Consider the following 24,747-nt stretch of genomic DNA (forward strand, 5'->3'; position numbering starts at 1 on the left):
TCTGCCGTCCTGGGTGGGTGACGCCGTGATGGCGACCCCTGCGCTGCGGTTGATCCGTCAGACGCTTCCGGGGTGGTACATCGGTGCCATATGCCGCCCGGGCGTCGATCAGGTGCTGGCCGGACTGGAAACGCTCGACGAAGTGCACGTCGCACCCATGACCGGTGTCCTGGGACCCAAGCGCGTTGCAGCGCAGCTCAGGCCCAGACGCTATCGCGCAGCGCTGTTGCTCACGAACTCGTTCTCCACGGCACTCGCCACTCGCATTGCCGGCGTACCGCTCCGCCTGGGCTATGAGCGCGACGGTCGGGGCGTGCTGCTGACGCATCGCCTCGCCGTACCCCGACGTCCCGGTGGGGGGTGGGCCGTGGTTCCCGCCGCGGCGTACTACTACCACGCCGCGCAGGCCCTGCTCGATGTCCTGGCTGATCGAACCGTCGATGCAAGGGCGCCCATCGATCCATTGCCCGCAGGGTGCCGCCTCGAACTCTCCGTCACCACCGATGACGAGCAGAGGGCAGCGCAGGTCCTGGAAAGCGCGGGCGTGCGATCCGAGGCGCCCCTCGCGGTGCTGAACCCCGGGGGCAACAACCCCGCGAAGCGGTGGCCCGCCGATCGGTTTGGCCAATTGGCCGACTGGCTGCTTGAGGCCCACGGCCTGCACAGCGTCGTGAACGCCTCGCCCGCCGAAGCCGAGATCGCGGCGGCGGTCAGGTCCAGCGCCGCGTGCGGGCCCCCGAGCCTGGCCGAGCACGGCGGTTCGCTCGGCTCGCTGAAGGGTGTCCTCGCCCGGGCGCAACTGATGGTGACCAACGACACCGGACCCCGACACATGGCTGCGGCGCTGGGCGTGCCCGTTGTGAGCCTGTTCGGGCCGACCGATCACCGCTGGACCACGATCCCCGCACCGGCGGGCGAGCGTCTGGTTCTGGCGGATCCGGACCTTCCCGAGGGCCAGACGGCCAACGACGATCCCCAGCGGAGCAACGTTGAGCGGATTACCCTCGACCGCGTCCAGCGGGCCGTCGATGCGGTCCTCAACCGGGATCGCGCGCAAGCCGATGATGGTGGACTGGCCACGGGGCACTGAGGCTGTTACTATCGTGGCCCTGCACGGGCGGCCCTAGCCGGTCCGGGCGACAATCAGGCAACTGTCGGGGGCGTAGCTCAGTTTTGGTAGAGCGCTTCCATGGCATGGAAGAGGTCGTCGGTTCGAGTCCGGTCGCCTCCACTCGACAGCCGGGTCCGTTTGGGCCCGGTTTTGTCTTGGGCCGATGGAATGGCGTTAACGTCGCCGCTGGGCGTCCCAACGCGCCTGGGTCTGGGCCAGCCGTTCCTCGAAGAGCGCATCGATGCGCTCCATGTACTCGTCCATCACGGCCATCTTGCACTCGACGTCGTCGCCGCAGGCCTCGGTCTGGGCGACTCGCCACTGGTCGAGTTCGTCGAGCCTGGCGTCCCACTGGGCGTCGGTCATCACCTCGGGTAGCGGCTCGGCCGTTTGGCAGCCCGAGACGCTCATCGCTCCCACCACTAGCAGCATCGCGACGGTTCGCATGAGCGAGCCTACGCCATCGCCAGCAGCACGCCTACGTACACCACCCACAGGCACACGAGCACCGCCCCCTCGCCCCGGCTGATCCGCTTGCCGGTGGAGGCGAAGACGGCCAGCGCCAGGACCAGGCCCAGCATCAGCGGCGTATCGAGCCAGAGCGTCTGGGGGGCAATTCCCTGTGGCGTGATGATCGTTGCGACGCCCAGGATGCCCAGCAGGTTGAAGATGTTCGAACCCAGCACGTTGCCAAGGGCCAGCTCGGCGTGACCCTTGAGGGCCGCCACCACGCTGGTGACCAGCTCGGGCAGAGAGGTGCCCACCGCCACGATCGTCAGGCCGATGACCAGCTCGCTCAGCCCCGCGGCCCGGGCGATCTCGACCGACGCGTCGACCAGCATCTTCGCGCCGCCCACCAGAAGCACCAGGCCGGCGATGCTGCCGATGATTCCCAAGACCAGGCTCCGGCCCGGCTCGACTTCCTCGGCCATGGCCTCGCCCAGCTTGGTCTCGGCGTCGTCCACCTTGCCGTGCCGGAACGATCGCACGACGAAGGCCGCCAGACCCAGCAACATGAGCCCGCCCATCCACCGCGGCAACTCACCGCCGGCGAGCATCGAGAGCCAGGGGATCACGCTGACCGCGATGGCGACGGCCAGGTCGAAGCGGATGGCCCTGGGGTCGGTCTTGATCGGCCGGATCACCGCCGCCACGCCCAGCACCACGGCGACGTTGAAGATGTTCGAGCCCACGACGTTGCCCACGGCGATGTCGCTGGCCCCGCGCAGGGCGGCGACGGTCGAGGCGCTCAGCTCGGGCGTGCTGGTGCCGAAGCCCACGATGATGGCGCCGATGACGAAGGGCGAGATGCCGATGCGCCGGGCCAGGCCGGCCGACGAGCGCACCAGCATCTCGGCGCCCATGGTCAGCAGGCCCAGTGAGAGGACGATCGGGAAGATGGTCGACATCGGCGGGCCCTACTTGCCCCAGTCGATCTTCGCCACGCGGTCGAACGCCTCGGCGATTCTTTCGGCCTCCACGGTCATGGCGATGCGGAACCAGAATTTTCCGTCCTCACCGAAGCCCGCCCCGGGCACCAGGCTCACGCCGGCCTCGTCGATGCAGCGCATGGCGAAGTCCCAGCTCTCCATGGGCGCGCCGCCCTTGCCCGCCGGGCACTGGGCCCACACGAACAGCCCCGCCCTGGGCCGCTCGGCCCTGGCACCGATCTTCTTCACGCCCTCCATGGTCGCGTCGAGGCGCTGCACGTACATGGCCCGCAGGGCGTCCATGTCGTCGTGGTCGTAGTTCTCCAGCGCCACGATGCCGGCTTCCTGCACGGCCGTGAACGCGCCGCTGTCGATGGGGCCCTTGGCCTTGGCCAGCGCATCGATCACCGCCTGGTTCCCGACGGCGAAGCCGATGCGCCAGCCGGTCATGTTGAAGCCCTTGCTCAGGCTGTGGAACTCGATGAAGGGGTCGCGCTCGATGTCCGTCCCGTCCGCCTTCCACAGGCTGTCGGGCGTGTCCTTTTCGTAGTAGAGCTCGCTGTACGCCTGGTCGCTGGCCAGGATGATGCCGTTGTCGCGGGCGAACGTCGCCGCCTGCGAATAGAAGTCCAGCGGCACCGATGCGCCGGTGGGGTTGTTCGGATAGTTCACCCACATCAGCGCCGCGTTCTCGACGTCGGCGGGCGCGACCTCCTCCCACAGGGGCGTCCACCCGCTGGCGGCCCGCATGGGCATGCTCACCGGCTTGGCATCGGCCAGGATCGCCCCGGCGTGGTACACCGGGTAGCCCAGGCTCGGGCACAGGACCGCCCGCCCGGGGTCGACGACCGCCAGGGGCAGGTGGGCGATGCCCTCCTTGGAGCCGATGCACGCCAGCACGTGCCGGTCGGCGTCGACCTGCACGCCGAAGCGCCGCTCCATGAACCGGGCGGCCGCCTCGCGGAACTTCTCGCTGCCCTTGCTGGCGGGGTAGCGGTGGGTCGTGGGGTCCTTCACGGCCTGGCGCAGGGCGCTGACGATGAAGTCCGGGGTTGGCCGGTCGGGGTCGCCCACGCCCAGGTCGATCAGGGGCTCGCCCGGTCCGCGGGCGCGGTAGTCGGCCTTGGCCTTGTCCAGGCGGTGGAAGAGGTACGTGGGCAGCGCGGCGAGGCGCTGAGACTGGATGCTGGCAAGCGTGGGGGTGGTGGGGGAGGCGGCGGGGTCGGTGGCTGTCATGGCGCGGGCATCGTAGGGTGGGAGATTCGCCGTGCCCCGCGTACCGCTTCCTAAGGAGAGCCCCTGCATGTCCGAAGCCCCCAAGACCATCCGCGCCGAGAAGCTCCTCGCCGAGCTCAACCGCCTGCGCCAGGACCTGGACAAGGACCCCGCCGACCTCGAGTGGGTCACCCTGCACCACGCCTTCTGCTTCATCAGCTACAAGACCGGCGAGTTCCAGAAGTACCTGGACGAGGAGGCGAAGAAGGGGGCGTTCGACGAGCTGGAGTAGTAGCTATGGGCAGCCGGCGTCGAATCGATTCTGGAACACCAGAAAGTCGAAGATCGTCAGCTCGCCGTCGCCGTCCAGGTCGGCCCGTGCGTCGCCCGCGTCGAACTGGTTCTGGTACTCGAGGAAGTCGAAGATGGTCAATTCGCCATCGCCGTCGCGGTCGGCGGCGCAGATGACGATCAGGACCGAGTCGCCCGTGTACACGACGTGCGCGGGGCCGATTGCGCCCACCGGCTCGATGCTCGTGCTGGCGAACGTGCCGCCGACGGCCGCCGCGCGGATGATCTCGAAGCGGTCGCGGCCATCGGGCGCGTAGTCGTGGGCGAAGCCGACCTCGAGGCTGCCGTCGAGCTCGATGACGGCGGTGACGGGATCGGGGAAGACCTCGGCGCCCTCGAGGCGGTCGAACTGGTCCTCGCCGGTTCCCGCCAGGTCGATCTGGAGGCGCGAGCGCGGCGTGAGCGTGAGCGCGGGCCCGGTGAATTCGACAAGGCCAACGGGGCTGGTCGCGTCGCCCGGGGAGATCGTTGCCCCGGTGGTCCACGAGCCGCTGAGCTTGCCGTTGGCGCCCGTGATGATCGCGTCGGGCCCGAGCGCGTGGGTGTCGCCGAGCCCGATGATCTCGCTGCCCTCGGTGCCCGCCAGGCGGATCGGGAAGTTGAGCGTCACGCCGTTCACGACGTAGAGCTGGGTCGCGGCGGCGACGCCGGGCGCGTTGATCGTCAGGCTGTCCTGTACCTGCACGCCGAAGTCGAACGTGAGGCGCTGGCCGCTCACGAGGGTGTAATCGCCCACGATGGTGGTGTCCGACACGGTGGTGTCGCGCGTCGTGCGGAAGCTGCCGCCCGGCCCGGCCTCGATGGTGGCGTTGATGATCGTGGCGCCGGCGATGTCCAGCCGCCCGCCGTTGCTGGCGTGCAGCGTGCCGCCGACGATGTTGAGGCCCGAGAGGCCGAAGCCGCCCGGCCCATCCTTGATGATCGTCGCCTCGCTGGTCCACGGCCCGACGATCGCCCCGCGCTCGCCGGTGATGACCGCATCGGGCCCCAGGAAATGCTCGTCGCCCAGCCCGATGATCTGCCCGCCCGTGGTTGCGCCTTCCAGCCGGATGGGGCCGCTCAGCGTCACGCGATCCTCGACGAAGAGCCGGGCATTGCCGCTGCCGCCGGGGTCGTTGATGATCAGGCCGTCTGTCAGGAAGACGCCGCCGCCGAATGTGATGTCCTGCCCGCCGCGGATCGTGAACTCGCCCTCGAAGGTCGAGGCCGAGACGACCGTGCCCTGGTTGGTCACGAACCGGGAATCGGGCTCGACCTCGAAGGTCGCGCCGGTTACGGTCGCGTTGCCGAGGATCAGCAGCCCGCCGTCGGTGCTGCGCAGCGTACCGCCGATGATGTCCAGCCCGCTGGCGTTCAGCGTGCCGGGCCCATCCTTGATGATCGTCGCCTGGCTGGTCCACGGCCCGACGATGGAGCCGCTCTCCCCGCTCGCGGCGGTGATCACCGCGTTGCGGCCGAGGGTGTGCGACGAGCCGAGCCCGCGGATCCGGGCCCGGTCCGTCCTCGTTCCGCCAAGGCGGATGCTTATGTCGATGGTCGCGCTGTCCTCAACCAGCAATTCGGCGCTGCTGGTGCTCGTGCCGTCGCTGATGCGCAGCTCCCCTGCGCCCCTCAGCCCGCCAACGGTGAGCGATGCGCCGGGCCGGATCAGCAGTGACGCTTCGCGATTCTCCAGCAGAATTTCGCCAACCGGCGTCGGCGCACTGACGGTCACCGAGTACGGTCCGAAGCCGGCAAGCACAGCAGTGTCCATCGACCCCGGCACGGCCATTGGCAGCCAATTGCTGGCGACGGCGAAATCGCCATCGACGGGGTTGGCCCACTGGAAAGTGCTCTGTGCGAAAGAGGACGGGGCGGCGGCGAAGGCCCCCATGCCAGCGACGGCCATCAGAGCGAGCGGCGTGCGCGCACGGATCGCTGGTGCGGTTGGGAATTGCGGCATGTCTCTCTCCCCTTCTATGGCTGTACGAACGGATCCAGGGACCGGGCGTGAAGCCATCGAGCGTTGTCGGTCGAGCACCGACGCACATCGTTAGAATGCATACTCGACATACCGACGGTTCGTCCCGCTGCAGACGGCGGATCCACAGGAGTCCGATAGGGAAGTTGGTAGAGCTATGAGGGCGTCTCTGGATGTGGACGGGATTTCGGGCGGGATCGCGGACCCATGGCGTGGTTCGCCCCTTTCTCTTGCCGATTGCCCAGTACCGGATGCCGTCGGGAACCCGCGTCACCGACTCAGCGTACAAGCACATGCTTCCGCGAAGCGCACGCCGCGGGGCACGGGACCAAGGCCCGTGCCTTCCGGCGAGAGCGGCCGCGGCGACTGGCCGGTGTACGTCGGTCAGGCGGTGTGCCCGGGGTGTCGATCCCGGGGGAAGAGTCCGGCGGTGGTGTTGCTTCAACCCTGAAGGGCAAGCACCATGGCGGCCGGGCGGGTCGGCCCGAAGGGGCCCGTGCACAAAGGAGGTGGTCCAGTGATGAATCTCAGTCAGGACTTCGTGATGGAGTCCAACGACGGATTACTGCGCTGACGACGGACCCGACGGGGTCCGGACCGCGCGGTAGTCGCGCGGGAACGGCTCCTGCGGAAGCACAGGACGCGTATCCCAACGGCCGGCGCTCCTCGGAGCGCCGGCCTTTTTCGTGCGCGCCAGCGTATCCTCGGGCATGCCCGTGACCCATGAGGGATCGAAGCCGGACATGTCCCTGGCCGATGCCGTCACCTTCGAAGACGTGCGCGCGGCGGCCGAGCGCATCGCCGGCCGCGTGCGGCGGACGCCGGTGCTCGACCGCACGCCGCTGGACGACGTGCTGGCCCGCCAACTGAAGGGCGCGCCGGCCCGGGTCTTCCTCAAGTGCGAGGGCCTGCAGCACACCGGGGCCTTCAAGCTGCGCGGGGCGACGAATGCCTTGCTGCAACTGGAGCCGGGTACGCGCGGGGTGCTGACGTACAGCAGCGGCAACCACGCCCAGGCGATTGCTCGCGCTGGGGCGGACCTTGGCGTCCCGACCGTGATCGTCATGCCGAGCAACGCGCCGAGGATCAAGCTGGAGGCAACCCAGCGGGAGGTCCGGCGGGGACACGGGCAGTCGAGGATCGTCCAGTACGACCCGGCGACGCAGGTCCGCGAGGAGGTCGGCGGCGCGATCGCACAGGCCGAGGGGCTGACGATCATCCCGCCCTACGACCACCCGCACGTCATCGCCGGCCAGGGGACGGCGGCGCTCGAACTGTTCGAGGAGGTTGGCGAGCTGGACCTGCTGCTGACCCCCTGCGGCGGCGGGGGCTTGCTCAGCGGCTCGGCGATCGCGGCCAGGGCCGTGAACCCCGGCTGCCAGGTGATCGGCGTCGAGCCCGCGGCCGCCGACGACGCGGCGCGGAGCTTCCGAAGCGGCGTGCTGCACGCGGTGCGCAACCCCGACACCATCGCCGACGGGACGCGCACGCCATCGCTGGGTCGCTACACCTTCCCGCTGGTGCTCGCCAGCGTCGACCGCTTCGTGACGGTCGAGGAAGACGAGATCCTCGCGGCGATGCGGCTGTGCCTGGAGCGGTTCAAGCTGGTCGTCGAGCCCTCGGGCGCCCTAGGCGTCGCTGGCCTGCTCCGGCTCGCGCACGATGAGCCGGGCGCGGTCGCCGGGCGTCGCATCGGCGTCATCCTGAGCGGGGGCAACGTTGACCTGGGCTCGCTGGATCTCTGAGAGGCGGGGGGCGCGGCGCCTGAGCGTGGATTCACAACGCGTTCATGGGGGGATCACCGTCGCCAGATAGCGTGGTGGGATTACCAACTGATTGGAGTTCCACCATGGCGACCGCGACGATGAGCGCCCACGGGGCGAGCGAGCACAAGAACAGCCTCGAGATGGCCGCCCGGCTGGGGTACGCGGCACACGGTCTGGTGTACGCCCTGATCGCGGTCTTCGCGATCGACGCGGCCCTCGGCGGCGGAGGCGAGCAAGCCCAGGGGGCCAAGGGCTCGATCTCGGCGATCGCCGGCACCGCCTGGGGCACGGCGCTGCTGGTGATCCTGGCGATCGGGCTGGCGGCGTACGCGGCGATGAGGTTGTGGCAGGGGCTGGCCGACCCGGCGAACCACGGCACCGATGCGAAGGGCCTGGGGAAGCGTGCCGGCCGGGTGGGCAGCGGGCTGATGGAACTCGGCCTGGCGTTCTACGCGCTGAGCATCGCCTTCGGCTGGTTCGGTGGCGGTGGCAGCGGGGGTGCCCAGGGGCTCTCGGCCAAGGTCATGTCCTGGCCCGGCGGCACGTGGCTTGTCGGGCTCATCGGCGTTGGCATCGCCATCGGCGGTTTCGTGCAACTCAAGAAGGCCATCACCGCGGACTTCATGGACGAGCTGTCTCCAAAGGCCAAGGACAAGTCGTGGGTCGAGCCCACCGGGCGCGCGGGCTTTGCCGCACGCTTCGTGGTGTTCCTGATCGTGGGCGTCTTCCTGGTCATAGCCGCCGTGCAGAGCAATCCCGACCAAGCCCGCGGCCTGGGCGGCGCGCTGCAGACGCTCCGCGAGCAGCCGTTCGGTCCATGGCTTCTGGGCCTGGTCGCACTCGGGTTGCTGGCCTTTGCGGTGACCCGCGGCATCTTCGCGTGGTACAAGCAACTGCCGATCGAAGACAACTGACGGCGCTGCAGTGTTCAAGGGTCTCAAGAGCCGGCTGGAATCGATGATGGAGTCAGAGCACGCCGGCAAGGGCGTGTTTCTGGCTTCGCTGGCCGAGTCGACGTTCGTGCCGATCCCGCTCGAGGTCGTGCTGCTTCCGGTCATGATCAGCCAGCGGCAGAAGGCGTGGAAATATGCTGCCCTCGCTCTGGCCGGCTGCCTGCTGGGCGCCTCACTCGGCTACTTCGTCGGTTTGCTGGCGTACGAAACCGTGGGTGAGTGGTTCGTTGGCGCCATGGGCCTGCAAGACCGGATGGACGATGTGCAGGCCCGCATCGAGGATCGCGGCTTCTGGTACGTACTCTTCGTCGCCGTCTCGCCGGTGCCATTCCAACTGGGATATCTCGGAGCCGGCCTCACCGGCTATTCGTTCGGCATGTTCCTGCTTGCCTCCGCGATCGGGCGCGGGGTGCGATACTTCGGCCTGGTCGTGCTCGTGCTCGCCTTTGGTAAGGCGGCGGGCCCGTTGCTCAAGGAGCACCAGACCGAGATCGCCGTCGGTGTGACGGTGGCGTTCATCGCGATCTATGTCGCGGTGTCGCTGTTCGTGTAGCCCTACCGCTTTCTTGTCGCGGTTCTTGTTCCGGTCTTCTTCGACGCCGGCTTCCGTACGGTCTTTATCGATACCTGCTGTGCGGTCTTCTTCGCGGCTGGCTTCTTCACGCCGACGCCCTGCGGGCCATCGGGCCGCACGCTGTCGTACTGGGCGATGAATGGCTTGGCCTTCATCTTCTTGATCGCCTTGCTCAGCACGTCTAGCGGTACGTCCTCAAGCTTCTTGACACGGATGCAACTCTTGCCCATGTCGAGCTTCTTGCCCGTGGCCTTCCAGGCGTCAACGAACCAGTCCCGCAGTTCGGAATCCTGGTAGATGCAGAACAGGTAGATGCCCACGTGGTTCTTCTGGCTCGCCACGCTTGCAAACGGCAATGGCTGCTTCGGATCACAGTGGTAGCCTGCCGGATAGATCGCATGCGGCACGTACCAGGCGGGCATGTTGTACTGCATGCCCTCTTCAAACAACGGATCGAGGTTCGCATTGACCGCATCGCGGATGGCCTGAACCATCTCGCGGCGCTCGGGTGAAAGAGACTTCATGTATGCGGCGATGTTTGTCGGCGCTGCGGTCTTGGTTGGCATGAATGGTCCCTCTTGCTGCCGAGCAGCCGATCGTGCCCGGCCCACGCTGCGAAACGCTACGCTTGAGCAAGCACCCTGGCCATGATCGACCCCGTCGCGATGCTCGAAAGGACCGCTATGCACGACGCCAGTTCGAAATCACAAGCCGAGAGCCCGCCGGCGCCCGATGCACGCCTGCGCAAGCTCAGGCACGACATGCTGAACGTCATCGGCGTCGTGCAACTGGAAATGCACATGCTCAAGCGTCATGCCGGCGATCAGGGTGCGCAGGTCGCGCAATCGATCCAGGAACAGGTCGACATGCTCCAGCCCATGCTCGACGAACTGTGCGATGAAGCCCGCGAGATGGCAAGGCGGGCTTCCACGGGTGACTAATCGGCCTCGGTCTTGGGGTCGTCGCCGGAGTCTTGGGACAGCCGCGCGACGTCGATGCGTTGGCGCGGCAACCAGCGACCATCTTCGACCTTCTGCAGCCATTCGATCATCTGCTCACGGATCCGACAGTGCAGATCCCAAGCCGTGCCGGGGTTCTTGGCGGCGCACGTCAGGCGAACGATCAGTGACTCTTCCTTGGCCTCGTAGGCGAGCACCGTTGGTTCGTCGCGATCGCTCGCCCACGCCTCGTCGGCTTCCACGAGTTCGATGAACTTCTGCCGAATGGCGTCGATGCTGGCGCTGTAGTCAACGTGCAGGTAGATGGGCTTGGCGAGGAAGGCGTCCCGCAGGCTCCAATTCTCGAACCAATTGGCGATGAAGTACCGGATGGGAATGACCATGCGGCGGTAGTCCCACGTACGAACGATGACATAGGTGTACGTGATATCTTCGATCGTGCCGTAGTTGTCCTCGATATAGACCGAGTCGCCGAGCGTAAAGGGTTGGGTCAGGGCAATCTGGAGCCCGGCGATCAGGTTGCCAAGTACGGCGTGCCCCGCGATGCCCACGATGAGCGCGACGGCCCCGGCGGAGGAAAGCAGCGCGATGCCGATCGAACGAAAGCCGCTCAGTTGCGAGAGCACGATGCCCAGTGCGGCGGCCGCGATCACGAGGATCAGCACGTGTCGGACGATGGTGATCGTGGTCAGGACGCTCTGCTGAGCGGCCTCGTCGTCGTGGGAGTGCCGTACGGCGCGCTTGGCGACGTTCTCGACCACGAAATTCATGGCGCGCATGGCGATCCACGCGCCCGTTGCGGCGATCAGGAGCAGCACCAGCGGGTCAACGATGGTCGCAATATTCCCCGGGAGCGACAGGCCCACGCTGAAGGCCAGCGAGATGAGGATCGCCGCGATGAAGCACGTGACCGGCCAGTGCAGCGCGTCGTAGATCCCAATTGATGGCACGGGGCTTCGCTTGAGAACCCACTTGAGGCACCAGGTGCCGGCCCATGCCATTGCCGGTGCGAGCAGGAACGCCAGGATCATGGCGATCAGTTGCCAGACCATCACGCCGCCCCAGCCGCGCACGCGGGCCCACTCGGGCATGCGATCGTCCAGCCAGCCCGGGCCGTGGGCTTCGTACATCGCTTCGATGTGCTGGACGGTGAATGGCGAGATCAGCCAGCGTGGGGTCTCGCCCTGGGCGTCGGTGGTGACGCGTTGCAGGCGCAGCGTTACTTCCCGACTGCCGAGATCGATCGAGCCGATCGGGATGCTCTTGCGGGCCCGGCCGATCATTGGCCCTGAACCGTTCAGCGGGGCGCTGTCGTCCATGCCGTCGGGTCGATCGGGAAGCGATTCCCAGTCGATCCAGAGTTCCTGGTTGATGACGAAGAAGAGTTGCTCGGCAAGCCGGGCGGCCTCGTCGGGCGAGACCTGCGGATTCAGCCGGAAGTTGAGGGCGTGCGCGGCGCGACCGAAGTCGTCGTCTTCGCATGCCAACATGAAGAACTCGAAGGCCGACTGCGGCGTCTCGAGCACCGGCGGCGGATCGAGCCGACCGAGCATCGGGTTGATCTGATCCTGAACGTAGACCGGCTCGGACGAATCGGACGACTGGGCGTGCGCCATGCTCGCCAGCGCGAGAAGCACGGCCAGGAACCAGGCCGCCGGACGCGATGGCAGCGTCTCAGGCGAGAACACGCCTGATCTCGGCCTCGTCGGTCATGCCCTTGGCCGCCTTCATCTTCGCGTCCTCGATCATGGGCTTGAAGCCGGCGCGCTTGGCGGCTTCCATGAGCAGCACGCCGTCGGCACGCTGGGCAGTCAGGGTGCGCAGCTCATCGTTCATGCGCATGAGTTCGTAGACGCCCATTCGTCCCTTGTAGGTCTGGCCGGTCTCCTCACGTTCCTCGGGCGTCGCCAGGCGACGCACCAGCCGCTGGGCCATCACGCCCAGGAGCGAACTGGTCACCAGGAATGGCTCGATGCCGATGTCCAGCAATCGAGGGATGGCGCTCGGTGCATCGTTGGTGTGCAATGTCGCCAGCACGAGGTGGCCGGTCAGGCTGGCCTGGACGGCGAGCTGAGCCGTTTCGTGGTCGCGCACCTCGCCCACGAGGATCACGTCGGGGTCCTGCCGCAGCAGGCTGCGCAGGCCGGCGGCGAAGGTGACGCCGCGCTTGACGTTGACCTGCATCTGACTGATGCCTTCGAGCCGGTATTCGACCGGGTCCTCGATGGTCATGACATTTCGCGAGTTGCGGTCGACCATGCCCAGGGCCGAGTAGAGCGTGGTGGTCTTGCCCGAGCCGGTGGGGCCGGTGACCAGCAGCATGCCGTTGGGCCGGTCGACCGTGTCCTTGAGCTCCTGCTGCATCTCCTGGGTCATCCCCAGAGTGTCCAGGCTCAGCTTGTTCTGGCCCTGGTCGAGCAAGCGCATCACGAGGCGTTCGCCGTGCACGGTCGGGATGACGCTCAGACGGATATCGACCTTGTGGCTGCCCACGCGGACGGTGGTCTGGCCGTCCTGCGGGCTGTGGCGGTTGGCGATGTCCAGCTCGGTCATGACCTTCAGGCGGCTGCTGATCGCCGGGGCCAGACTGAGCGGCGGGCTGAAGGCATCCACCAGCATGCCATCGACGCGCAGGCGGATGTTGAGCCGCGTCTCCTCGGGGTGCACATGGACGTCGCTCGCTCGCCGGCGCAGCGCCTCGAAGAGGATCATATTCACCAGCCGGATGACCGGTCCCTGGCGCGCGAGCGCGAGCAGGTCATTGCCGCTGCCGATCGAGCCGGCCGCGCTGGCGATAGCCCCCTCGTCGAGGGGCATTTCCTCGATGATCTCGGTGACAAGGTCCTGCCGCTTCTCGTAGCCGCGGTTGACCAGGCTCTGCACGACGGCCCGGGGCGTGAGCACCAGCCGCAGCGGCATGCCCAGGTGCTCTTCGAGCTGGGCGAAGAACGCCGGCTGCATGGGCTGGGCGGTGGCGACCGTCATCGTGCGCCCGTCGCTCTCGACCCCGCCCACGTGCCGCTCACGCGCCACGTTCGGGGGGACCAACTCGTAGAAACGCAGGGCGCTCTCGTTCAGCCTGGGCTCGGCGACGAACGGAAGGCCGGTGCGCTCGGCCAACAGCTTGAGCGAGCTCTGCTCGTCGGTGGCCATCGCGCTGATGAGCATGTCCCAGGGCTCGGTGTCCGAGCCAGGCATCTCGCGGAACGCGCGCAAGGCGTCGGCGGTCAGGCGCGGAACGCGGAGGGCCCGAGCCACGCCGGGCAGCGCATCGCCCGACGCACGTGCATTGATTGCATCGGCGGTGGCGCCGTCCTTCTTCGAGCCGCTCTTGTTGCCCCGCAGGGTCAGCTTGCTCATGGCTTACAGGCCCTGGCTCTCGGGCTCGATGATCTCGATGCCGTACTCGTCCGCCGGCGTGCGCTCGCTCGTGCCCTCGGCGAACTCCTTGGGCACCATGACGCGAAGCATGAAGGTCTCGAGCTCCGGCACGTCGTCGTCGAGTTCGGCGACGCGACGCGGGCCCTCGGTCAGCAGTTCATAGTCGGTAATGGTGGGTTCGTAGAGCACCTTGGGCGTGATGAATACGTACAGGGTCGTCTTGGCGTCGTTCCAGTTCGTGTCGGCGAACAGGTAGCCAAGGATGGGGATGCTCCCCAGGAGCGGCACGCGGACCTGCGTCTTGCCATCGTTCTCGATCGTGATGCCACCGACGATGATCGTCGAATCGCTGGGGATCGTGACCGACTCGCTCGTGACGGTCCGCTCCTGGCGGGGCGGGGGAATGCCGTCGCTGCCCGAGCCCACGAAGTTCGAGAGCGTCAGGTCGTACTCGAGGGTCACGAACCCGCCCGGGTTGATGCGTGGGCGAACGGTGAGCTGCGGACCGGCGTCCTCGAAGCCGCCAAAGCCCGTCTGCGTGCTGGTGCCGTCCTGGCTGGTGGTCTGGAAGGGCTGGCTCTCGACGCTGGCGATGGTCGACTCGGTGTTGTTGTCCACCAGCAGCTGCGGGCTGGCCAGGATGCGACCGTTCACGTTGCGCTGGAAGGCGTTGATCACGATCGGCACGTAGTTGCTGCGGATGACCGCCGAGGTAAAGCCAAGCAGGCCGTCATCGACGATGTTGGGGTCCGTCGCGTCGCCGCTGGGCTCGGTCAGCCCGAAGTTGGTCTGGAAGAGCCCATCGCTGCCGCCGGAGTTGATGATCTGGCTCTCGAAGGCCAGCCGCATGTCGTCGGTCCAGGTGACCGCTAGGATCTTGGCCTCGATGAACACCTGCGGGCGGCGCTTGTCGATGGTCTCGATGATGCGGCGGAATTCCGCCTGCATGTTCAAGGGCGCTCGGACCATGACCTGGTTGGTGGCCTCGTCGAAGGTCACGAACGCCTCGGGGCTCTGGATGTCGCCAAAGGCGTCATCGGGCGTCGCGAACTGGTCCGGCGTGCGCGGCTGCCGGGCCGTGGCCTGGCGGCCCGTCTGGCCCGACCCGGGAAGCAGGTCTCCCGTCGCCGCGGCCGACGCGCCCTCGATCAATTCGGTCAGCAGGGTCGAGACCTCTTCGGCCTTTGCCCAGTCGAGCTCGTAGCTGCGGATGACCACCTGTTCGTCGCCCGGGTCGTACTCGTTCACCAGCGCGGCAAACTGCTCGTGCTGCTGGGGCGTGCCGTAGAAGACGATGCTCTGGCCCACCTCGTCGACCACGATCGCCGACCCGCCCTGCACCTGCGGCTGCTGCTGCAAGCCACCTGCCTGGCCGGGGAACTGGGTTCCCTGCCGGCCGCCGAAGCTGCCGAGCCCGCCCTGGTCGTTCATGCTCGAGAACTGGATGACGCTGCCCAGGCCCCGCTGCTCGGCCAGCGCCGCCACGTTGGCCGTCGCCGAGCCCGTGCGATAGCGCGTGGGCTGGAGGTCGTCCTTGACGTCGACGATGCTGATGAGCTCCGCGACGCGGTCGGCCTCGTCCTCGGTGCCGCGGAAGAGCAGCCGGTTGCCCGAGGGCGCCACGATGAGTCGCTGGCCCAGGTTGCTGAGCGCCGTCGCGACGAACGATCCGCCGCCCTCGGGCTGGCCGCCGCGGGCCCTGGGGTCGGGGACGCCGGGGGTGGCCGAATCCTCGAGCACGCCGGCAAGGCGGAGCACCTGGTCGCGGCCTGCGCCCGCGGCGATATGCGTCAACTCGAAGGGAATCAGCTTCTGCTCGTCGCGCTCGGCCAGGATGCGGTTGACCAAGTCGCGGATCTCCATCGCGGTGCCGGGCGAGGCGGTGACGATGAGCACGCCCAGTTCGTCCAGCGCGGCGATGCGGGAGCCGTCAGTCGACGTCTGGCTGACGATGGCCTGCTGGAGCACGCTGGGCTTGGTGTTGGGCGTGCGGATCACCAGCGTGGTGGCCAGGTCGCCGCCCGGCTTGGCGGGCACGCTGGCCTTGGGTACGACCTGGTAGAACCCGTCGATGGCCCCGGGCACCATCGCGAAGCCGTTCTGCTCCAGGAAGGAGTTGAGCAGCCGTAGGTATTGCTCGGGCGGAATGCGCAGCTCCTGGGTGATCATCACGCTGCCGGTCAGGCTCGTATCGACCGCCAACTGCACGCCCAGGCGCGCCACGGCGATATCCAGCAGCGTGCGCAGCTGCACGGGCTCGGCGAAGGGCCCGATGATGATCGGCTCGTCGGACTGGGTCGCGCCGCCCTGCTGGCCGTCCTGTCCGCCGCCTTCGGCCCCCGGCTCGGGCACGAGCGCGGGCGAGCGTTCGCCGGCGGGGCTGCCCTGGGGTTGGTTCTGGGCCATGGCGGCGGCGGTGGCGAGCGAGATCGCCAGTCCGGCGGCCATGCCCAGCAGCAGGCCTGGGCGGGTGTCGTGTGTGCTCGGTTTCCGCTGGGGCATTGGTCCAATCTCCTGCCGGCCGCTCGTGCCGCTGTAGGCCCTCGGGGGAGGGGCTAGGGTTGTATGAGCTTCGCGCCGCCGAAGCCACCGTTCGCGTGGGCCCGCGGCCCCGCGCAGAGCCCTTCCAGCCGCCGACCGGCACGGCCATCGGGGGGCTCATCGGCCCGATGGGGCTCGATCGTGCAGCCGGACTCCATCGAGAGGGCCTCGACCGCCATGCGAATCGTCAGCCTGCTGCCCTCGGCCACCGAGATCCTCTGCCTGGTGGGCGGGGGCGACCTGCTGGTCGGCCGCAGCCACGAGTGCGACTATCCCGAGGGCCTGGACCACCTGCCCGTGCTGACCGCCGCCCGGACCGCCTACGCCGGTGGTCCAGGTTCCGTTGGGGCGGCGGCCGACGTCGATCGGCAGGTCCGCGAAACGCTGTCTGATTCGTCCTCGCTGTACGAGTTGGACACGGAGATGCTCGAGTCGCTGCGGCCCGACATCATCCTCACGCAAAACCTCTGCGACGTGTGCTCGATCGCCTTACCGGAAGTGCAGGCGGCGGCCCGGCGCATCGGCGAGAAGACGGGAACCGAGCCCACCGTCATCAGCCTCGACCCCCACACGCTCGAGCAGGTCTACGACGACTGCCTGACGATCGGTGCGGCCATCGGCAAGGAAGACGGAGCCACGCACGCCGTGGCCACGCTCCGTGAGCGCTTCTATGCAGCCGCGGAGATCGTGCCGAGCTTCGCGTATGCGCCTGTTGTTGGCTTCCTGGAGTGGACCGACCCGCTCTTCATCGCCGGCCACTGGACGGTGCAGCTCATCGAACGCGCCGGCGGGCGGCACCCCCTGAACGAGACCATCGCCAAGGACGACGCCGGCGCCGCGGCCGGCGCCATGCACAGCGAGCGCGTGGCGGGCAAGTCCATCGCCGTCCCGCCCGAGGTCTTCGTCGCCACCGCCCCCGAGGCGCTCGTGATCGCTCCGTGCGGACTCAACCTCGAGCAGACCCGCCACGCGACCGCCGAGATCGCCGGGCAGGACTGGTTCCGCTCGCTCCCCGCCGTCCAGAACGGCAAGGTCGCGCTCGTCGACGGCAACCAGTACTTCAACCGGCCGGGGCCGAGGCTGGTCGACGCGTTCGAGTGGCTGGTGGCGTGGTTGCATGGGCGGGAGGATCGGATGCCGGATGGGTTCGCCTGGGAGCGATGGAAAGAGTCTTGATCGCATCCGGCGGCACTACCATTTGGAGCGATGACGCGATGCCCGAAGTGCCGTTACGACGCCGCCATCCCGGACGCCACGTCCCGGGTTGTGTGCCCGGAGTGTGGCTTCGAGTACCTGCCCGCGGAGTCGTCGGATGCCATATCAAGCACGAATCGATCCGCGTTGGCCGCGATGCTGTTCACGGTCGTGTTGGCCGCGACGGCTGGCCTTGGCGCCTTGGCGTGGCTCCTGAACGACGACGTGTTCGCGCGTGACAGGATGCCGTGGTGGTACGCCGCCGTTCCGGCAAGCATCGTCGCGGCTTATGCGCTGATCGTCCGCGTGTTTTCTGACCTGTTCAACAAGTGCTGGCCGAGACCAAACCCCGGGCTCATCGTGTACTTGTTGTTTGCCACTGGTTCCTACGCCGTGATCGCGATCGGGTTGCTCTGGCTCCGCGGCGTCGCGGCGCAGTCGTAGCAGCAAGTGAAACACGAGCCGGCGTCAGGCGCACGTGCAGCGCGCGACCGAGCTGGGCGCGAGCGTGCTGGTGCCCGCGCAGGACTTGCCCGAGGGCGAGCGGATGGCCGTGCTGCGAGACCCCGAGGGTGTGCCCTTCGTCGTCATGCAGCCGGCGCCCCGGGGCTGAGGGGCGGCGGGGGGTCTTCGGCGAGCAGCGCTGCGGCCGGGCAACGGGGGCCTCCCGTCCCGTCTGCCATCACGCCGCCCATCCCGGCTGCATTGCCAGCGGCCCGCCCCGGCCCAGGAGCCGCTCTCGGAACGCCCGCCGCGACCGAGGGCGTGGACGACGGCCCGGAGGACGCGTCCGGGCATGCCGCGAACGCGTCCTGGAGCCCCGCAAACGCGTTCTGGGGGCGCCGGAACGCTGTCCCGGCACTCGGGACAGCGTTCCGAGGGGCTCGGACCGCGTTCTGGGGGCGTGCGAACACGGGCCGGGCGTGGCCGGACGCGTCCGGGGGCGACCAGGACGCCCGCCGGGCGGTCCATCGCGGACTGTGAATCGTTGCTCAGCGGCCCTCGAGGGCGGCCCGGGTCTCCACGGCCAGGGCCGAGGCACGCTCGATGCAGTCGCGGGCCTCCTCGTCCACCGCGTCGGCGGCGGCCGACCAGGCCCGGTTGACTTGGCGTTCCATGGCGGCGAAGCGGTCCATGATGGCCGCGTAGCCCGAGAGCCCGTGGGCCGAGACGATCCGCTCACGGGTGTCCACGAAGGCCGGCACGTGCACGGCCTGCACCTCGCCCAGCCGCTCGATGATGGCGGCCTCGCGGTCGTGCTCGGTGGTCATGTGCGGCAGGTCGCGCCGCAGGCCCTCGATCGCGTCGATGATCGCCGCCAGCGAGGCCTCGGGCGAGTTCGTGCCGGGTGTCAGGCCCTCGCCCTCTCGTGATGCGGCCAGGCGCTGGCGCATGTCCATCCGCACGAGCGCCGCGCCCGCCAGCAGGCCGACCACCGCCAGCAGGAACCACCACCGGCCCGTCCAGCGCCCGAAGGCGAACTCCTTGACGCGGACGCGCTCGACGCCGGCGGCGCGGAGCTCGGCCAGCAGTTCGGCGGTCAGCTCGGTGTTCGCCGTCGCGATGGGCTCGCCCGGGGCCGCGGGATCGGCCGGCGGTTCGGCGGGCGTGGTCTCGCCCGCGGGCGCATTGAGCGTCAGGCCGACGAGCTGCTCGTCGGGCAGGTCCAGCGGCGGCACGTACGCGGTTGGCGCGAAGGACACGCCCAACACGAGGGCGGCGGTGATGATGAGGAAGCCGAGGATCTTCATGGCTGTGCTCCTCACGAGCGTGTGGTGGGGGTTAGCCGATCGCCAGGACGGTGAGGTTGATCATCAGCGCGAGGATGGCCTCGCCCACGACCAGGCCGGCGGCGAACGGCACGCCCCAGTCCTCGCTCCACCGCTTGCCCTTGAGCTTAACGACGAACATGTTGATCAGGCAGCCAAGGCCGTACGTGCTGATGTAGATGAACGGCAGGTACATGCTCAGGCCGACCAGCACGCCCAGGCCGGGGAACGCGCCCAGGCCCAGCAGTGCGCCCAGCAGGGCCCCGAAGCCGTAGAGGGCGTAGGGCATCTCGCCGCCCTGCACGCCGGTGATGACCGCCTGGAGCGCCTGGGCCTGGGGCGCGACGGTGGGGGTGCCCGGGCCAATGGGGATGCCCGTGGACTTCACGTTCACCGCGACGATCGTGGCCAGCACCAGCATGCACACGATCGGGCCAAGGCCGGTGGAGACCAGCTCGACGATCTGCTGGCGCTTGGGCTGGCTGCCCACGAGGTAGCCGGTCTTCAAGTCGCCCATCATGTCGGCGGCGCAGGTGATGGCCACGCACAGGGCCGCGCCGAGGAGCACCGCCCCGACGACCGCGCCCGAGCCCGACAGCAGCAGCACGAGCACGACCGTCAGCAACGCCATGCCGCTGATGGGCGACCAGTCGGTCATGCCCGTGCACTGGGCGATGATGATGCCGGCGAACCAGATCCACGCCGCGCCAACAAGCGCGATGACCAGGGCCCGAAGGTGGGGGTTCATCCAGGCCAGCCAGCCGGGCTTGAGGTCGTTGGCGGCCATGTACTGGTCGCGCTGCTCGGGCGTCCAGGCGTTCCACGCATCGAGCGTGTCCTGCCCGGCGAACGCGAGCGTGTAGCCCTTGTAGCTGGTGGTCGGCTGGTCGGCGGGCGCATCCGCGCCGGCAAGCTCGACCTCGCTGATGGGGTCGGCCAGGTTCACGGGTTTGTTGCCCACGAAGTCGGCGGCAAGGAACAGCAGCAGCAACGCCGCGAGCACGCTGACGACCAGGACCTTCAGGCCCAGCTCGTCCGAACCGCCCTTCTTGCCGCCGAAGCTGGCGCTGGCGATGCTCTTCATGGCCTCCTTGATGGCCGGCAGGGCGAAGACCACGCCCATGAGCGCCCCGCCCAGCAGCAGGCCGATGCCCAGCGGCCGGTTGAACGCCCCGAACGCGTACCCGGGGGCCTCGTGGGCCCGGACGGTCTCGGGAACCCAGCCCATCGAGTAGACCAGCGGATTGATGATGAAGTACGCCAGGATGCCCCCGGCCAGCACCATCAGCCCCGCCCGGCCCGTGATAAACCCCGCCCCGATGGCGAAGGGCGCGATGGCGAAGACGAGCTGGAACTGGTCGGGCAGGCCCAGCAGGCGGCCCAGGTCGAATGCCGTGTTGGTGAGGATCGCGTCGGGCTCGCCGTTGCGGTCGCGGTCGACGCGCAGGGTCAGGTCGCTGGGCGGCGTGTCGCCTTCGGGCGCGCCCGCGGCGGCGAGCGCCTCGGGCGGCAATGTCTCGGCCGGAAGCGTCCACCCGATGCTGCCGTAGCCGGGCCCGCCAAGGTCGGGCATGCCCACGGGCAGGTAGATCAGCGCCCCCAGCAGGATGCCCGCGACGAGCACGATGGACTTCTTCGCTCCCGCGCCGGGGCTCTTGAGAATGACCGCGACGCCCGTGGGGCTTGGGAATCGCAGGCGGTCGATGTCGATCATCTGCTTGCGCAGCGGGATGATGAACGCGCAGCCGAGAACGGCGCCCGCGACGCAGGCCAGGGTGATCAGCCAGAAGTCCAGGCCCTTGACCGAGAGGTCGTAGCCCAGCAGGAAGAGCACCGGCACGGTGAAGATGACGCCCGAGTTGGGCGTGTTCACCGCGCTGGCGATGGTCTGGCCGATGTTGGTCTCCAGGATCGTGCCCTTGCGGAGGATGCCGCGCAAGACGCCGAAGCCCAGCACCGCCGCGATGGCGCTGCCGACGATCGTGAAGCCGATCTTCAGGCCCGCGTACGTGATGGCCGCGTTCATGATCGCGCCGACGATCAGGCCGAAGATGATCGAGGCGACCGTGACCTCGCGATACCGAGGGTCGAACAGGCCGCCCGAGTGCTCGGGCGGATCGGCCGGAGGATGGTCCGCGGGCGGCGAGGCGCCCGGGCCGGGCGGATCGGCCATGGCGTCGGGGTTGACGCCGGCGGTCGTCTGGCCGGATTGGCCGGGCGAACCTGGTTGCCTCGGGTCACGGCTGTCGGGCGTATCGCTCATCAGCGGCCTCCACGGGAATCTCCAAACGTACGCCGCCCGGAACGCCAAGAAAAACTTGATGCGGCGCAAACCGAACGGCCCCGGGCCCGGTCTAATCCATCAGGACGCCCGCATGACCATCGACCGATCGCCAATCGAGGCCGCAGAGAACGCCCACGCCCACGCCGACGTGGGAGTGAGCGACGAACGTTTGCTCGCCCGATTCGCCCGCGATCGTGGCGACTCGAGCGCGGCCCTGCAGGAACTCGCCCGCCGCCACGAGCGCCGGCTGCTGGGCCTGTCGCTGGGCTTGTGCAACGGACGCGAGGACCTGACACGCGAGGCCGTGCAGGAGACCTGGGTGCGCGTCATCCGGCACGCCGGCACGTTCAAGGGCAAGAGCAGCTTCGCGACGTGGGTGTACCGCATCGCGGTGCATCGGTGCCGCGACGTGATGGCCAGGGAGCGGGCGCTGGCTCGCCGTGGGGGCCGCGCGAGCGAGCCGCCCACGGTCCGAGCGTCCGACGCAGACCTCGCGTGGACACGGAGCGTGGTCGGCGGCCTGCCGCAGCATGAACGGGAAGTCGTGCTGCTGTGCCACATGCGCGGCATGACCCACGAGCAGGCGGCGGCCGTGCTGGGCATCCCGCCGGGCACGCTCAAGACGCGGATGACTCGGGCGATGGGGCGGCTGCGCGACGTGATGGGCGAAGATCGGGGAGGCGACGCGTGAACGAGCGACCAAACGAACTGGAAGACCGCCTCGCCTCGCTGACCGAGTGGCGCGCCGAGCACGAGCCGGCGCTCTGGGAGAGCGCGCTCCGGCAGTCCAAGGAGCCCCCGGCCGACGAGCCGCGGACGCTGCGCATCGCACCGAAGCACGTGGCGGGCATCGCGGCCGCGCTCACGATCGCGGCGGTGGGGCTGTGGGCGTCGATGGGGGTGCTCGGTCAGTCCAGATCGGCGGCGCCCGGCTTGGCGCCTGCCTTGTCGCGAGCACCGAGTGCGATGGATCTCGCCGAGTCGCGTGCATTTCCCGCCGGCGAGCGCGCCTTTGCGATGGGCCAGGACATGCACGCGTTCGACCTCGAACCACGCGCCATCCAACGCTCGGCCGCGATGGAACTCACAACCGACGCCGTCCGCCCGCTGTTCGATCGCGTCACCGCGCTCATCGATCCCGGCCTGGGCGAGTTCGTCGAGAATGCCTCGGCGGGCGAGGGCCGTGCCGACGCGACGCTGCGGGTCTCGGCCCAGCGTTTGGAAGCCGTCATGCGATCCATTCGCGACATGGACGGCGTGGCCGAGGTGGTGCGCGAGGAGCTGTCGGCGGTCGACGCGACGGATCGGCGGGCCGACCTCACAGCGCGGCTGGCAAACGAGCGTCGCATCGAGGTCGAGCTGCTCGAGCTCATCGACACGCGGCCCGACGCCCCGCTGGCCGACGTGCTGCGTGTGCGCGATGCACTGCGCGAGGTCCGGCTGAACATCGAACGCCTCGACGCCCAGCGCGCGACGCTCAACGAGCGGGTGGAGCTGGCGACGCTGCGCGTGAGCATCGTGCAGCTCGACGAGGAAGACCAGCCCGAGCCCGACGCCAGCGGCTTCCTGGACGACCTGGGCGACGCGTTCGTCCGCGGCGGCCGCACGCTGGCCGGCTCGGCGGCGTGGATCGTCGAAGCGTTGATCGGCGGCTTGATCGCGTGGGTGATCCTGGCCGCCGCTGGCGTGTGGGCCTACCGAACGCTGCGCTGGCGGGCGACGTGGGCGTAGGCCTTGGGGCCGGGTTCATACACCACTCAACCGTCCGGTGATTCGCCCGAGGGCCGCAAGTACGACTCGTCGAGCACGTAGAAACCCGGCTCGAGCATCTCCAGCGGGCGTGCCGAGGGCAACATGCCACGCCGCGGGGATTCGCTTGTCGTGTCTTCCCTGGCGCTATCGTTGCCAGCGGGCTTCAGCCCATCGCGGATCACCATGATCATGTCCGACAACGCCGCGGGGTGCTCGAAGAGGTAGGCGTGCGTGCTCACGCCGCCCACGCGGCACTCGACGATCTCGATGCCCGGCAGGTCGTTGATGAGCGACCGGCTGATCGGGTCGAAGTCGTCCAGCTGCGCATCGCCCAGGCGGCCGCGGCTGGCGAAGAACAGGCGGGCGAGCCCCAGGGCGCCGTCCTCCTTCGACGTGTACACGACGACCCGCCGCGCGATGCGCATGACCCGTTCGGATAGGAACCGCTGGGTGAAGATGTCCAGGTCCAGGTCGGGCGCCACGAGCACGAGCGTCTCGAGCTTGAGCACGTCCGAGGGCCGCAACCCTTCGGCGAACGATGGCTCGACGAACTCGACCCGCTCGCCCAGGGTCTGGTGCGTGCGCTGGCTGAAGAACGTCCGGCCCTGGGCCGCCTCGATCTCGGCGGCGATCTCGCGCAGCGCCGTCGTCGTCACGTCGGTGCCGCGGCTGTGGGCGACCAAGTGGATGCGGTCGATGTCCTCGTTGGCGGCCAGGGCCATCAGCAGCGTCTTGAGCTGCAGCACGCTGAACTCGCCCGACTCGCGGTCGTGGTTGTACGCCACGGGCTTGAAGAACGCGTCGAAGCCGGCCGGCCACGTGAACGCGATCGGGACGCCCTGCCGCCCCGCCGCGTGCCAGGTCTGGCCCAGGCGCAGGATGGCGTCATCGAAGGTGTTGTTGAACCCGTGCACGAAGACGATCGCCGCGTTGCCCTCTGGCCCATCGGTCAGGAAGGGCGCCAGCGTCGCGCGAAAGTCGGCCAGGTCCTGGGCGAAGGCGGCCGACGCCCCGGCGGGGTAGACCACCTCGCCGCCCTCGACGCGCAGCCGCCCCTCAAGCGACGCGATGGTGCCGGTCCGCTCGACCGACTCGACGCGCAGGGTGTAGTCACGGGGCCGGTCCGCGCTCGTGCTGTCGTCGACCAGTTGCTCCCAGGTCGGCTCGGGCAGCAGGCCAACCCGCGCCACGCCGAAGTTGATGTCCTGGCTGCGCTGGCTGCCGTAGTCGGGCATCGCGAAGGGGTCGTCGCTGTCGAGCGTGCGATCGCGGCGATCGGTGAAGTAGACGACCGGGATGTCGGGCGTCCGCAGGTGCTCGGGCACGGCCGAGTACACCTGCCCGCCGCGCTCGCCGACCATCACGCGCGGCGTATCGACCAGGCGCGTCTCGTGCCGGCAGCCGACGCCGGCGACGACGAGCGTGCACGCGAGCATCCAGAAGATGGCGGGGTAGTTGGCGGGAACGGCGAGGCGGCGCGGTCGTCTCGTCATGGGCAAGCCTAGCG

General features: G+C 68.7%; 21 protein-coding genes, 1 tRNA gene and 1 pseudogene. 12 read left to right on the top strand and 11 right to left on the bottom strand.

The features are described from left to right. Positions 1–28 precede the first annotated feature (28 nt). Both RIE32_12870 and RIE32_12875 read left to right on the top strand, forming a co-directional pair. A complete protein-coding gene (locus tag RIE32_12870) occupies positions 29–1,090 on the top strand; it encodes a glycosyltransferase family 9 protein (GenBank protein MEQ9097144.1) in 1,062 nt (353 codons plus the stop codon). Between the two features lie 66 nt (positions 1,091–1,156). Beyond that, positions 1,157–1,231, top strand: a tRNA-Ala gene (locus RIE32_12875). Positions 1,232–1,285: 54 nt separating this feature from the next. Here RIE32_12875 and RIE32_12880 read toward each other — a convergent pair. Genes RIE32_12880 through RIE32_12890 form a run of 3 tightly spaced genes read right to left on the bottom strand, consistent with a single transcriptional unit; the run spans position 1,286 to position 3,777 of the window. Continuing rightward, complete coding sequence (locus RIE32_12880) at positions 1,286–1,558, bottom strand: hypothetical protein (protein ID MEQ9097145.1); 273 nt, start codon at positions 1,556–1,558, stop codon at positions 1,286–1,288. A gap of 8 nt (positions 1,559–1,566) precedes the next feature. Further along, positions 1,567–2,520: a calcium/sodium antiporter gene (locus RIE32_12885; protein MEQ9097146.1), complete on the bottom strand. Its 954-nt coding sequence runs from the start codon at positions 2,518–2,520 to the stop codon at positions 1,567–1,569. A 9-nt stretch (positions 2,521–2,529) separates the two neighbouring features. Beyond that, on the bottom strand, positions 2,530–3,777 hold the full coding sequence (locus tag RIE32_12890; GenBank protein ID MEQ9097147.1) for an aminotransferase class I/II-fold pyridoxal phosphate-dependent enzyme: 1,248 nt from the start codon (positions 3,775–3,777) through the stop codon (positions 2,530–2,532). Between the two features lie 67 nt (positions 3,778–3,844). Between RIE32_12890 and RIE32_12895 the strand changes: the two genes are divergently transcribed. After that, positions 3,845–4,048 (top strand): hypothetical protein, encoded by a 204-nt coding sequence (locus RIE32_12895; protein MEQ9097148.1) that lies wholly within the window; start codon positions 3,845–3,847, stop codon positions 4,046–4,048. A 3-nt stretch (positions 4,049–4,051) separates the two neighbouring features. On the opposite strand, the gene RIE32_12900 is transcribed toward RIE32_12895, so the two are convergent. Further along, a complete protein-coding gene (locus tag RIE32_12900) occupies positions 4,052–6,049 on the bottom strand; it encodes a GC-type dockerin domain-anchored protein (protein ID MEQ9097149.1) in 1,998 nt (665 codons plus the stop codon). Positions 6,050–6,777: 728 nt separating this feature from the next. Between RIE32_12900 and RIE32_12905 the strand changes: the two genes are divergently transcribed. The 3 genes from RIE32_12905 (at position 6,778) to RIE32_12915 (ending at position 9,339) form a co-directional block, all read left to right on the top strand. Continuing rightward, the gene (locus RIE32_12905) at positions 6,778–7,812 is read left to right on the top strand and encodes a pyridoxal-phosphate dependent enzyme (GenBank protein MEQ9097150.1); all 1,035 of its coding nucleotides are present in this window, start codon (positions 6,778–6,780) and stop codon (positions 7,810–7,812) included. Between the two features lie 104 nt (positions 7,813–7,916). Continuing rightward, positions 7,917–8,747 (top strand): DUF1206 domain-containing protein, encoded by an 831-nt coding sequence (locus tag RIE32_12910; GenBank protein ID MEQ9097151.1) that lies wholly within the window; start codon positions 7,917–7,919, stop codon positions 8,745–8,747. 46 nt (positions 8,748–8,793) lie between these two features. Beyond that, positions 8,794–9,339 (top strand): VTT domain-containing protein, encoded by a 546-nt coding sequence (locus RIE32_12915; protein MEQ9097152.1) that lies wholly within the window; start codon positions 8,794–8,796, stop codon positions 9,337–9,339. Between the two features lie 2 nt (positions 9,340–9,341). Here the strand turns inward: RIE32_12915 and RIE32_12920 are convergent, their stop codons facing one another. Then, positions 9,342–9,926: a DUF1801 domain-containing protein gene (locus RIE32_12920; GenBank protein MEQ9097153.1), complete on the bottom strand. Its 585-nt coding sequence runs from the start codon at positions 9,924–9,926 to the stop codon at positions 9,342–9,344. A gap of 81 nt (positions 9,927–10,007) precedes the next feature. Here RIE32_12920 and RIE32_12925 point away from each other — a divergent pair, with 81 nt between their 5' ends. Next, a complete protein-coding gene (locus RIE32_12925; GenBank protein MEQ9097154.1) occupies positions 10,008–10,301 on the top strand; it encodes a hypothetical protein in 294 nt (97 codons plus the stop codon). Here the strand turns inward: RIE32_12925 and RIE32_12930 are convergent. Genes RIE32_12930 through RIE32_12940 form a run of 3 tightly spaced genes read right to left on the bottom strand, consistent with a single transcriptional unit; the run spans position 10,298 to position 16,202 of the window. Then, positions 10,298–12,007 (bottom strand): mechanosensitive ion channel, encoded by a 1,710-nt coding sequence (locus RIE32_12930; GenBank protein MEQ9097155.1) that lies wholly within the window; start codon positions 12,005–12,007, stop codon positions 10,298–10,300. The genes RIE32_12925 and RIE32_12930 overlap by 4 nt on opposite strands. Further along, entirely contained in the window at positions 11,994–13,679 is a 1,686-nt protein-coding gene (locus tag RIE32_12935; protein MEQ9097156.1) for an ATPase, T2SS/T4P/T4SS family, read from the bottom strand. Before RIE32_12935 ends, RIE32_12930 begins: the two co-directional genes overlap by 14 nt. 3 nt (positions 13,680–13,682) lie before the next feature. Continuing rightward, the gene (locus tag RIE32_12940; protein ID MEQ9097157.1) at positions 13,683–16,202 is read right to left on the bottom strand and encodes a secretin N-terminal domain-containing protein; all 2,520 of its coding nucleotides are present in this window, start codon (positions 16,200–16,202) and stop codon (positions 13,683–13,685) included. 216 nt (positions 16,203–16,418) lie between these two features. On the opposite strand from RIE32_12940, the gene RIE32_12945 reads away from it, so the two are divergent. From RIE32_12945 to RIE32_12955, 3 genes and pseudogenes are all read left to right on the top strand, one after another. Next, positions 16,419–17,417, top strand: coding sequence for an ABC transporter substrate-binding protein (locus tag RIE32_12945; protein ID MEQ9097158.1), 999 nt, complete (start codon positions 16,419–16,421; stop codon positions 17,415–17,417). A gap of 30 nt (positions 17,418–17,447) precedes the next feature. Continuing rightward, a complete protein-coding gene (locus tag RIE32_12950; protein ID MEQ9097159.1) occupies positions 17,448–17,879 on the top strand; it encodes a hypothetical protein in 432 nt (143 codons plus the stop codon). A 28-nt stretch (positions 17,880–17,907) separates the two neighbouring features. Further along, a pseudogene (locus tag RIE32_12955) lies at positions 17,908–18,048 on the top strand (VOC family protein). 379 nt (positions 18,049–18,427) lie between these two features. Here RIE32_12955 and RIE32_12960 read toward each other — a convergent pair. Both RIE32_12960 and RIE32_12965 read right to left on the bottom strand, forming a co-directional pair. Further along, the gene (locus RIE32_12960) at positions 18,428–19,186 is read right to left on the bottom strand and encodes a hypothetical protein (protein MEQ9097160.1); all 759 of its coding nucleotides are present in this window, start codon (positions 19,184–19,186) and stop codon (positions 18,428–18,430) included. A gap of 31 nt (positions 19,187–19,217) precedes the next feature. Further along, a complete protein-coding gene (locus tag RIE32_12965) occupies positions 19,218–21,467 on the bottom strand; it encodes an OPT/YSL family transporter (protein MEQ9097161.1) in 2,250 nt (749 codons plus the stop codon). 112 nt (positions 21,468–21,579) lie between these two features. On the opposite strand from RIE32_12965, the gene RIE32_12970 reads away from it, so the two are divergent. Continuing rightward, a complete protein-coding gene (locus RIE32_12970) occupies positions 21,580–22,179 on the top strand; it encodes an RNA polymerase sigma factor (GenBank protein MEQ9097162.1) in 600 nt (199 codons plus the stop codon). Next, positions 22,176–23,219 (top strand): DUF4349 domain-containing protein, encoded by a 1,044-nt coding sequence (locus RIE32_12975; GenBank protein MEQ9097163.1) that lies wholly within the window; start codon positions 22,176–22,178, stop codon positions 23,217–23,219. Before RIE32_12970 ends, RIE32_12975 begins: the two co-directional genes overlap by 4 nt. A 26-nt stretch (positions 23,220–23,245) precedes the next feature. Here RIE32_12975 and RIE32_12980 read toward each other — a convergent pair whose 3' ends face one another. Beyond that, positions 23,246–24,733 (bottom strand): alpha/beta hydrolase, encoded by a 1,488-nt coding sequence (locus RIE32_12980; protein ID MEQ9097164.1) that lies wholly within the window; start codon positions 24,731–24,733, stop codon positions 23,246–23,248. Positions 24,734–24,747: the final 14 nt, after the last annotated feature.

The sequence above is a fragment of the Phycisphaerales bacterium genome (genome assembly GCA_040221175.1).
Taxonomy (GTDB): Bacteria; Planctomycetota; Phycisphaerae; order Phycisphaerales; family UBA1924; genus JAHCJI01.

Coding starts and splice junctions, on each gene's coding strand:
- RIE32_12970 (MEQ9097162.1), top strand. CDS start 21,580: ATGACCATCGACCGATCGCCAATCGAGGCCGCAGAGAACGCCCACGCC.
- RIE32_12870 (MEQ9097144.1), top strand. CDS start 29: ATGGCGACCCCTGCGCTGCGGTTGATCCGTCAGACGCTTCCGGGGTGG.
- RIE32_12895 (MEQ9097148.1), top strand. CDS start 3,845: ATGTCCGAAGCCCCCAAGACCATCCGCGCCGAGAAGCTCCTCGCCGAG.
- RIE32_12950 (MEQ9097159.1), top strand. CDS start 17,448: ATGACGCGATGCCCGAAGTGCCGTTACGACGCCGCCATCCCGGACGCC.
- RIE32_12965 (MEQ9097161.1), bottom strand. CDS start 21,467: ATGAGCGATACGCCCGACAGCCGTGACCCGAGGCAACCAGGTTCGCCC.
- RIE32_12915 (MEQ9097152.1), top strand. CDS start 8,794: ATGGAGTCAGAGCACGCCGGCAAGGGCGTGTTTCTGGCTTCGCTGGCC.
- RIE32_12890 (MEQ9097147.1), bottom strand. CDS start 3,777: ATGACAGCCACCGACCCCGCCGCCTCCCCCACCACCCCCACGCTTGCC.
- RIE32_12940 (MEQ9097157.1), bottom strand. CDS start 16,202: ATGCCCCAGCGGAAACCGAGCACACACGACACCCGCCCAGGCCTGCTG.
- RIE32_12925 (MEQ9097154.1), top strand. CDS start 10,008: ATGATCGACCCCGTCGCGATGCTCGAAAGGACCGCTATGCACGACGCC.
- RIE32_12945 (MEQ9097158.1), top strand. CDS start 16,419: ATGCGAATCGTCAGCCTGCTGCCCTCGGCCACCGAGATCCTCTGCCTG.
- RIE32_12910 (MEQ9097151.1), top strand. CDS start 7,917: ATGGCGACCGCGACGATGAGCGCCCACGGGGCGAGCGAGCACAAGAAC.
- RIE32_12960 (MEQ9097160.1), bottom strand. CDS start 19,186: ATGAAGATCCTCGGCTTCCTCATCATCACCGCCGCCCTCGTGTTGGGC.
- RIE32_12905 (MEQ9097150.1), top strand. CDS start 6,778: ATGCCCGTGACCCATGAGGGATCGAAGCCGGACATGTCCCTGGCCGAT.
- RIE32_12885 (MEQ9097146.1), bottom strand. CDS start 2,520: ATGTCGACCATCTTCCCGATCGTCCTCTCACTGGGCCTGCTGACCATG.
- RIE32_12880 (MEQ9097145.1), bottom strand. CDS start 1,558: ATGCGAACCGTCGCGATGCTGCTAGTGGTGGGAGCGATGAGCGTCTCG.
- RIE32_12900 (MEQ9097149.1), bottom strand. CDS start 6,049: ATGCCGCAATTCCCAACCGCACCAGCGATCCGTGCGCGCACGCCGCTC.
- RIE32_12980 (MEQ9097164.1), bottom strand. CDS start 24,733: ATGACGAGACGACCGCGCCGCCTCGCCGTTCCCGCCAACTACCCCGCC.
- RIE32_12935 (MEQ9097156.1), bottom strand. CDS start 13,679: ATGAGCAAGCTGACCCTGCGGGGCAACAAGAGCGGCTCGAAGAAGGAC.
- RIE32_12920 (MEQ9097153.1), bottom strand. CDS start 9,926: ATGCCAACCAAGACCGCAGCGCCGACAAACATCGCCGCATACATGAAG.